Here is an 8,546-nt window from a genome sequence, read left to right as displayed (position 1 = left end):
ACGCCCCTTTTGGCGGGTTGAATCGGCCAAGTCACTGACCGACTTGCCAATGGTGCCTGCCTATGGTTAAAATGCCGCTCTTTTCACCCACCGCTTTCGAGTTAGTCATGAAGCCCGATATCCATCCGAATTATCGCCCGGTGGTATTCCAGGACCTGTCGTCGGACTTCGCGTTCCTGACGCGTTCCACGATCTCCACCAAGGAAACCGTCAAGTGGGAAGACGGTAACGAGTACCCGCTGGTCAAGGTGGATATCTCGAGCCATTCCCATCCGTTCTACACCGGCAAGCAGAAGACGCTGGACACCGGCGGCCGCGTCGACAAGTTCCGTCGTCGCTACGCGCAGAAGTAATCGCGCGAACCGCTTGCGGTCACGTCGTGGCAACGCGACGTTCGCGAACGAATCACACGGGGCGAGCCCAGGCTCGCCCCGTGCTTTTTTGCACCTGCAATCCGACCATCCGCTAGGGCATGTTGGCGGGGTGATATGTGATAATGGGCGGCGAGGTGTTGCAGCCATCCCCATTTGCGACATCAACCCTACTTCGCCGGCCTTTGGCCCTAGGCAAGCCGGCGATGACCATACGTGTAAGGAGGTTTTCCGTGTCCGATTCCAAGATCGTCAAGTTGGTGGATGAGTCGACCAACCGCAGCAGTGAACTGCCCCTGCTCAGCGGCACGCTCGGTCCCGCATGCATCGACATCGGAACGCTGTACAAGGACACGGGGCATTTCACCTACGACCCGGGTTACGGCAGCACCGCTAGCACCAAGAGCGCCATCACCTATATCGACGGTGACGAAGGCGTGCTGCTGTATCGCGGCTACCCGATCGAGCAGCTGGCTGAGAAGTCCAATTTCCTCGAGACCTCGTACCTGCTGCTCAATGGTGAGCTGCCGAACAAGGATCAGTTCGCCAAGTTCGAAGACCAGATCACGCATCACACGATGATGCACGAGTCCCTGAAGGACTTCTTCAAGGGCTTCCATCACGACGCGCACCCGATGGCCATGCTGGCCGCTTCGGTGGCCTCGCTGTCGGCCTTCTACCACGACGACATCGACGTCGATAACGCCGAAGACCGCAAGCTGGCCGCGATCCGCCTGATCGCCAAGATGCCGACCATCGCCGCCGCCTGCTATCGCTACTCGATCGGCTGGCCGTTCCGCTATCCGCGCAACAACCTCGAGTACGTCGAGCGCTTCCTGCACATGATGTTCGAAGTGCCGAGCGAGCCGCTGGAAATGAATCCGGTGGCCGCCAAGGCGCTGGACCTGCTGTTCATCCTGCACGCCGATCACGAGCAGAATGCGTCCACCTCCACCGTGCGTCTGGTGGGTTCGACCGGCGCCAACCCGTATGCTTCCATTGCCGCGGGCATTACCGCGCTGTGGGGTCCGGCACACGGCGGCGCCAACGAAGCCGTGCTGAAGATGCTGGAAGAGATCGGCACCGCCGATAAGGTGGAGACGGCCGTCAAGCGCGCGAAGGACAAGAACGACAACTTCCGTCTGATGGGCTTCGGCCACCGCGTGTACAAGAACTTCGACCCGCGCGCCAAGATCATCCGCGAGATGTGCCACAAGGTGCTCAACGAGCTGGGTGTGAACGACCCGCTGCTCGACGTGGCGATGAAGCTGGAAGAGGCGGCGCTGAAGGACGACTACTTCGTCGAGCGCAAGCTGTACCCGAACGTCGATTTCTACTCGGGCATCATCTACAAGGCATTGGGCATCCCGACCGAGATGTTTACCGTGATGTTCGCCATTGCGCGCACGTCCGGCTGGATCTCGCATTGGATCGAGCAGCATGAAACCCCGGGTTCGCGCATCGGCCGTCCGCGCCAGATCTATACCGGCGCCGATGTTCGCAACTACGTGCCGACCGATAAGCGCTAATCGGTCCGCAAGACGCAACAAGAAAACGCCCCGGTGATGCCGGGGCGTTTTTGTTTGTGCGGTGACGAAGCGAAGCGAGCGATCGCTACGGGTCTCGCGGATGGCTTACTTCAGTGCGGCCGAAAGCATTCGTTCGAATTCATCATCGTTACCGGCGGTAGCTAGCAACTCTTCCACCATCGCCAGGGAGGCACGACGCATCGGCTTTTCATCGATGCGGTCCAGTGGCGGTTGCCGCAGGGCATCCTTGGGCAGCACGGTGATGTCGAAGGGCAGACCGTCGGCATTGAACAGCAGCACGGGGTATTCGTTCTGTTCATCGCGAGATATGCGCAGGCGGCGTGTTTGCTGCGTCAGTGGTACGCCGTGTTCTTCAAGAAACAGCACGACGGTTTCCGCGGTGTCACTAAACACGTGCAGGCAGACGGCCGAATGAGTGTCTGCGGTGCCCTCCAGTACGGCGCCGACCAGTCGCGGCTCGAACGCGTGCAGGAAGCGCATCGCCTCGACGGCGGCTTCGCGGCGCTCCTGTAGCAGCTGAGGCTGCGTGTCGGCGTGGAAGATGCGCTGATGCTCGCGCAGCGCTTCTTCGATTTCATTGTTGCGCGGCAGTGCCTGCGCTTCGAAGATGCCTAGCCGCTCGGCGGCCTTGAGCTTGGCGTGATGGAAATCGCGAATGCCGTGCTCGCTCATCAGGCGCGCTGCCTCTTGGGCGACGCGCAGACGATTGCGCTGCAGGCGATCCTGCGCGTGGATGCGGTGATGTTCGCCTCGTGCCATGCCTCATTCCTCCGGCAAGCGGGCGCTCGCTACAGCGAGCGCGGGCGGCAGGACGGGGAAAGGGCGGATCCCGCGCTGCCGACGGTCAGAAGATATCGTAGGCGTGTTGCTGGTCCTGGTCCTCCTGCTGCTGATTCGCCTGGTTGCGCAGTCGATCCACGTCCTCGACCTTGAGGATCTCGGACATGCCGTTCGGGTCGCCCGCGCCAGCGGGCAAACCGCTCGAGCGGTCAATCACCACCGTACTGATCCCGGGCGGCATCGGCAAGGTGGTCGAGGGCAGGTCCTTGAGCGCGGCCCCCATGTAGGATATCCAGATGGGCAGGGCAGCCTTGGCGCCGAATTCGCCCTTGCCGAGCGGGCTGAAGTCGTCGAAGCCCACCCACACCGTGGTCACCAGGTCACCATTGAAGCCGGCGAACCAGGCATCACGATGGTCATTGGTGGAGCCGGTCTTACCGGCCAGGTCGTCGCGACCCAGCGACATCGCGGCGGAGCCGGTGCCGCGCTTGATCACATCCTGCATCAGCGACGTAATCAGATAGTCGTTGCGTACGTCGATCACCTGCGGCGCCAGCACCGGCGGGTGTGCGCCAGCGTCATGAGCGTCGGCGGGCAGCACGGCGTCGCCCACGCCGGCAACGCTGCCGGAGGTCGCGGGGGCGCTGGTCGAACCGGCCGTGGCCACGGCGTTGACCGGGGCGGCGCTCGCGGCCGGGGGCGGGCCGGGTGGACGGGTGTCGAGCAGGCGCTCCGCACAGGTGCGGCAGGCGCGGGCCGGATTGGCCAGGTAGACCGGCTTGCCGTCGCGGTCATCGATCTCGCTGATGAAATACGGCGTGACCAGGTAGCCGCCATTGGCGAACACGGCGTAGCCGCGCGCCATGCTCATCGGGGAGACCGAGGCCGTGCCTAGCGCCATGGAGAGGTTGCTCGGCAGCGCGTCGAGGGTGAAGCCGAAGCGGGTCACATAGTCGCGCGCGTAGCGCACGCCGATGGCGTCGAGCAGGCGCACGGAGACCAGGTTCTTGGACTGCACCAGCGCCTCGCGCAGGCGTATCGGGCCATCAAACTTGTCGTCGTCGTTCGAGGGCGTCCACAGGCCGCCCGGACGCGAGGGGTCGGGCAAGGCGATGGGGGCGTCGTTGACGATGGAGGCGGGGGTGAAGCCACGCTCGAAAGCCGCCGAGTAGATGAAGGGCTTGAAGCTCGAACCGGGCTGGCGCGCGGCCATCACGGCGCGGTTGAACTTGCTGCGCAGGAAGTTGAAGCCGCCGACCAGGGCTTGCAGCGAACCGTCCTCCGGGTTGATCGAGGTCAGCGCAGCCTGGGCAGCGGGGATCTGGGTGAGCTGCCAGTTGCCCTTCTCGTCGCGTGCTACGCGTACGATATCGCCCCGCTTGAGCAGGCTGGACGCACTCTTGGGGCGCGCCCAACTCATCGCCTCGGCACCGAGTTTCACTTGCTCACGGCTGGCCAGGTAAATGCTTGCCTCGCCGCCGGCCACGCCGGTAACGATGCCCGGCTGCATGCCCGAAATATCGGTATAGCCGGCCAGGGCACGGTCCAGGTCGTCGTTACTGGCGTCGGCGCCCAGCTCCTGATGAGCCTCCGGCCCGCGCCAGCCGTGCCGGCGGTCATATTCGACCAGTCCGGCGCGCACGGCATCCACGGCGGCTTGCTGGCGATGGCTCTGGATGGTGGTCTTGACCACATAGCCTTCGGTGAGCGCGTCATTGCCCAGACGGTCGAGCACCTGCAGGCGCACCATTTCGGCCAGGTAGGGGGCATCCACCTCGATCGACGGTTCATGCGGCGACGCGTTGTTCGGCTCGGCAACCGCCTGCTCGTACTCCGCCTGGCTGATGTAACGGTTCTCCAGCATCTGACCCAGCACCCAGTTGCGGCGGGCAATCATGCGCTTGGGGTTATTGAGCGGATTGACCACCGAGGGCAGCTGGAAGGTGGAGGCCAGGGTGGCGCATTCGGCCACGCTGAGCTGGTCCAGGGTCTTGCCGTAGTAGTACGAGGCCGCCGCGGCTACCCCGTAGGAGCGGTGGCCCAGGAACATCTTGTTGAGATAGAGCTCCAGGATCTGGTCCTTGGTCAGCTCGCTCTCCATGCGCAGGGCGATGAAGATCTCGGTGAGCTTGCGCGAATAAAGCTTCTCCGGGCTCAGGAAGAAGTTGCGCGCCACCTGCTGGGTAATGGTGGAGCCGCCCGGGCCTTTGTCGCCGCCAGAGGTCACCACATGCCAGCCGGCGCGGGCGATGCCATGCCAGTCCACGCCGGGGTGCTTATAGAAGCTGGCATCTTCGGCGGCCAGTACGGCGTGCTTGAGCCGCTCGGGCACGTTGGCGATGCCTACCGGGATGCGCCGCGTCTCACCGAAGCTTGCGATGAGCTTGCCGTCGGCAGTCAGCACCCGCAGGGGAACCTGCATGTGGTAGTCCTTCAACACGGCTACCGAGGGCAGGCGAGGGGATATCAGCCAATAGGCGACGCCGACCGCCGCGACACCCAGCAGCAACCCTGTGAAAGCCAGGATAAGGATCCAGCGCAGCAATCGCTTCAGAATTTGCATGGTGTGGGTGTTTGCGAGACGTAAGTCAAAACAAGACAGAGTATAGATGTAGCAGTATCCCCGGCATGAACCGGGTAGGTGGCAGCAAGAAGCGGGCCACCGGACCGGATGGCCCAAGTGTGGATGCCGTCACGCGAACGTGTCGAGAAAAAGCTCGTAGGCCGTTGCCAATACATTAATTTTTGGTTTTAATGCCAACGCGCATCCCGCCGATAACAGGTGTGGGCGTCCAGGGGCAAGGGGGAAAATCGTGGGGCTCTTTACACCCAAGAAGCCGCCGCTTGTTGGGGTCGACATCAGCTCGACCGCCGTCAAGTTGCTGCAGCTCAGCCAGGCCGGTGGTCGCTATCGCGTAGAACACTACGCGGTCGAGCCGCTGCCCCCCAATGCGGTGGTCGAAAAGAACATCGTCGAAGTCGATGCCGTAGGCGAGGCTATCCGGCGCGCGCTCGCGCGATCCGGTTCCAAGCTCAAACATGCATCGGCTGCAGTGGCCGGTTCGGCGGTCATCACGCGCATCATCCCGATGCCCAGTGATCTTTCCGACGACGATCTCGAAGGCCAGATCCAGGTCGAGGCGAACCAGTACATCCCGTATCCGATCGAGGAAGTGAGTCTCGACTACGAGGTGCTGGGCCCGGTCCGGGACAACCCGGAAATGAACAATGTGCTGCTCGCGGCCTCGCGTACCGAGAACGTGGACATGCGCGTGGCGGCGCTCGATCTGGGCGGTCTCTCCGCCAAGGTGATCGACGTCGAAGCGTTCGCGATGGAAAACGCGTTCGCCATGGTGGCCGACCAGCTCAACGTCGGGCGCGATGCGCTGGTGGCGGTAGTCGACATCGGCGCCACCATGACCACGCTTTCGGTGCTGCGTAACCAGCGAACCATCTATTCGCGCGAACAGGTGTTCGGCGGCAAGCAGCTCACTGACGAAATCATGCGCCGCTATGGTCTTTCCTACGAGGAAGCCGGTCGTGCCAAGCGCAAGGGTGGCCTGCCGGAGTCTTACGAGAGCGAGGCGCTGGAGCCGTTCAAGGAGTCGCTGATCCAGCAGATCAGCCGTCTACTTCAGTTCTTCTTCGCCGGCAGCGAGTACAGCAAGGTCGATCAGGTGGTGCTGGCGGGCGGCTGCGCTTCCATCGAAGGCATTGGCCCGATGCTCGAGCAGCAGCTCGGCGTGCCTTGCGTCGTGGCCAATCCGCTGGCGCGCATGTCGCTGTCGCCGCGCGTGCAGGCACAGTCGCTGGCTCAGGATGCCCCCGCGTTGATGATTGCGGTCGGCCTCGCGCTGAGGAGCTTCGACTGATGGCACACATCAATCTACTTCCGTGGCGCACGGAGCGGCGCAAGCAGCGCGAACGCGAGTTCTTCATGCAGCTGGCGGCGGCCTTTGTGGCGGCACTGCTGGTGGTGTTGCTGTGGGTGTTCTGGATGGATCAGCGCATCGACAGCCAGAACGAGCGAAACGCTTATCTGCAGGGCGAGATCAAGCAGCTCGATGAGCGCATCAGCAAGATCAAGGATCTCGAGAAGGTGCGTGAGCGCCTGCTGGCTCGTAAGCAGATCATCGAACAGTTGCAGGCCAATCGTTCGCAGATGGTGCATCTATTCGATGAGCTGGTGAAAACCATTCCGGCCAGCGCGCGTCTCGACGGCCTCAAGCAGACCGGCGACTCGATGACGCTCGAAGGCGTGGCCCAGTCCAATGCCAGCGTGGCCGAGTACATGCGCAACATCGAGAGCTCGCCATGGATGGGGCACGCCGATCTGCGCAAGACCGAGAACACGCATGGCGATCTGCGCCTGCCGTACTCTTTCGGCCTCGATGTGGCTCTGAGTCGTCCCAAGACCGACGAAACGCCTGACGACGACCATACCCCGGTGATCCCGGCGAGCGCGCCTGCGCCCGCGCCGGCAAGCAGCGCACCGGCACCGGCGGCATCGGTGGCACACCCCGCACCTACGCCAGCCGCTCAGCCGGCCGCAGCCGTTCCGGTTACCACGGCTAACGCCGAGGGCAAGAACGCCAGCCCGGCAGGTCATCGGGGAGCCGACAAATGACATTCCTCAAAGATCTGCAGAGTCTTGACCGCAACAACATCGGCGGCTGGCCGCAGTCGATCAAGCTGTTCTTCACCGGCCTGCTGTTCGCGCTGATCGTGCTGCTTGGCTGGTACCTCTACGTGAGCGACCAACAAGACGCGTTGGAGCAAGCCGTCGCCAAGGAGCAACAGCTCAAGCAGGAGTTCTCGCAGAAGCAGGCCAAGGCCGTGAATCTGGAGGGCCTGACCCAGCAGCTCGACGAAATGCAGGACATGCTGCGCCAATTGCTGCGTCAGTTGCCCAGTAAGACTGAGATGCCTGAGCTGTTGGTGGATATCTCGCAGACCGCCTTGTCGGCGGGCCTGGAGACCGAGCTGTTCCAGCCGGGAGCCGAGGCGCCGAAGGATTTCTACGCCGAGAAGCCGATCCAGCTGCGCATGGTGGGTACCTACCACCAGTTCGGCACCTTTATCAGCGGCGTTGCCTCACTGCCACGCGTGGTCATCCTGACCCTGCATGACGTGTCGCTGACCCCGAAGAACAAGGACGCGAAGGGTGGCGGCGGCCTGCTGGTGCTGCAAGGCACGGTAAAGACCTACCGTTACCTGGAAGACGATGAAAGCGTCGAGGCCAAGGCCGCCAACGCCAAGTCGGCAGCGACGACGGGAGGCCAGAAATGAGCAAGTTGATTGCCATCAGGTCCACCGTTGCGATCAAGGGCTCCCTCGTACTCTGTGCCTTGCTGAGCCTTGCCGGTTGCAGCGGGCAGGATGACCTGCACCAGTGGGTGGCGCAGGAAAAGCAGAAAAAGGGCGCGCCGATCCCGCCGTTGCCGGTGATCAGGACCTTCGAGACGTTCCAGTACAACGACCAGGATCGTCGTGACCCGTTTAGCCCCAGCACGGCCGAGCTGCAGCAGGGCAATGCCAATGCAGGCTCGCGTCCGGACGAGAACCGGCCCAAGGAGCCGTTGGAAATGTTCGCACTCGACAGCCTGAAGATGGTTGGCACCGTCGGTGCTGGCAATGGACTGGAAGTCCTGGTGAAGGATCCGGGGGGCGTCATTCACCGCGTCCATCGCAATGAATACATGGGCCAGAACTACGGTCGGGTCACCGCTATCAGCGACGATCACATCGACTTGGTGGAGCTGGTTTCCAACGGTAATGGTGGCTGGATGGAGCGTCCCGCCAGCATCGCGCTCGGCGACAAATAAGAAACACAGGGGCTGATGCA

General features: G+C 62.9%; 8 protein-coding genes. 6 read left to right on the top strand and 2 right to left on the bottom strand.

Features of this window, described 5'->3' with window-relative positions; genetic code table 11:
* The first annotated feature begins 107 nt into the window (after positions 1-107).
* Positions 108-353 (top strand): type B 50S ribosomal protein L31, encoded by a 246-nt coding sequence (locus tag JHD67_RS11765; protein WP_199099371.1) that lies wholly within the window; start codon positions 108-110, stop codon positions 351-353.
* A 251-nt stretch (positions 354-604) separates the two neighbouring features.
* A complete protein-coding gene (locus tag JHD67_RS11760; protein WP_199099370.1) occupies positions 605-1,900 on the top strand; it encodes a citrate synthase in 1,296 nt (431 codons plus the stop codon).
* Between the two features lie 105 nt (positions 1,901-2,005).
* Here JHD67_RS11760 and JHD67_RS11755 read toward each other — a convergent pair whose 3' ends face one another.
* Both JHD67_RS11755 and JHD67_RS11750 read right to left on the bottom strand, forming a co-directional pair.
* Positions 2,006-2,680, bottom strand: coding sequence for a hypothetical protein (locus JHD67_RS11755; protein ID WP_199099369.1), 675 nt, complete (start codon positions 2,678-2,680; stop codon positions 2,006-2,008).
* A gap of 85 nt (positions 2,681-2,765) precedes the next feature.
* The gene (locus tag JHD67_RS11750) at positions 2,766-5,264 is read right to left on the bottom strand and encodes a penicillin-binding protein 1A (RefSeq protein ID WP_199099368.1); all 2,499 of its coding nucleotides are present in this window, start codon (positions 5,262-5,264) and stop codon (positions 2,766-2,768) included.
* A gap of 250 nt (positions 5,265-5,514) precedes the next feature.
* Here JHD67_RS11750 and JHD67_RS11745 point away from each other — a divergent pair, with 250 nt between their 5' ends.
* The 4 genes from JHD67_RS11745 to JHD67_RS11730 are packed head-to-tail and all read left to right on the top strand — an operon-like array spanning position 5,515 to position 8,526.
* Entirely contained in the window at positions 5,515-6,573 is a 1,059-nt protein-coding gene (locus JHD67_RS11745; RefSeq protein ID WP_199099367.1) for a pilus assembly protein PilM, read from the top strand.
* On the top strand, positions 6,573-7,328 hold the full coding sequence (locus tag JHD67_RS11740; protein WP_199099366.1) for a PilN domain-containing protein: 756 nt from the start codon (positions 6,573-6,575) through the stop codon (positions 7,326-7,328). Before JHD67_RS11745 ends, JHD67_RS11740 begins: the two co-directional genes overlap by 1 nt.
* Entirely contained in the window at positions 7,325-7,990 is a 666-nt protein-coding gene (gene pilO / locus JHD67_RS11735; protein WP_199099365.1) for a type 4a pilus biogenesis protein PilO, read from the top strand. Before JHD67_RS11740 ends, pilO begins: the two co-directional genes overlap by 4 nt.
* A complete protein-coding gene (locus tag JHD67_RS11730) occupies positions 7,987-8,526 on the top strand; it encodes a pilus assembly protein PilP (RefSeq protein ID WP_199099364.1) in 540 nt (179 codons plus the stop codon). Before pilO ends, JHD67_RS11730 begins: the two co-directional genes overlap by 4 nt.
* Positions 8,527-8,546: the final 20 nt, after the last annotated feature.

Origin of the sequence: Dyella sp. ASV21 (assembly GCF_016428975.1) — a bacterium.
In the GTDB taxonomy this organism is placed as follows: Bacteria; Pseudomonadota; Gammaproteobacteria; order Xanthomonadales; family Rhodanobacteraceae; genus Dyella.
Note: the sequence above shows the minus strand (reverse complement) of the source record. Positions and strands in the feature narration are given on the sequence as shown.

Coding starts and splice junctions, on each gene's coding strand:
- JHD67_RS11765 (WP_199099371.1), top strand. CDS start 108: ATGAAGCCCGATATCCATCCGAATTATCGCCCGGTGGTATTCCAGGAC.
- JHD67_RS11755 (WP_199099369.1), bottom strand. CDS start 2,680: ATGGCACGAGGCGAACATCACCGCATCCACGCGCAGGATCGCCTGCAG.
- JHD67_RS11750 (WP_199099368.1), bottom strand. CDS start 5,264: ATGCAAATTCTGAAGCGATTGCTGCGCTGGATCCTTATCCTGGCTTTC.
- JHD67_RS11740 (WP_199099366.1), top strand. CDS start 6,573: ATGGCACACATCAATCTACTTCCGTGGCGCACGGAGCGGCGCAAGCAG.
- pilO (WP_199099365.1), top strand. CDS start 7,325: ATGACATTCCTCAAAGATCTGCAGAGTCTTGACCGCAACAACATCGGC.
- JHD67_RS11730 (WP_199099364.1), top strand. CDS start 7,987: ATGAGCAAGTTGATTGCCATCAGGTCCACCGTTGCGATCAAGGGCTCC.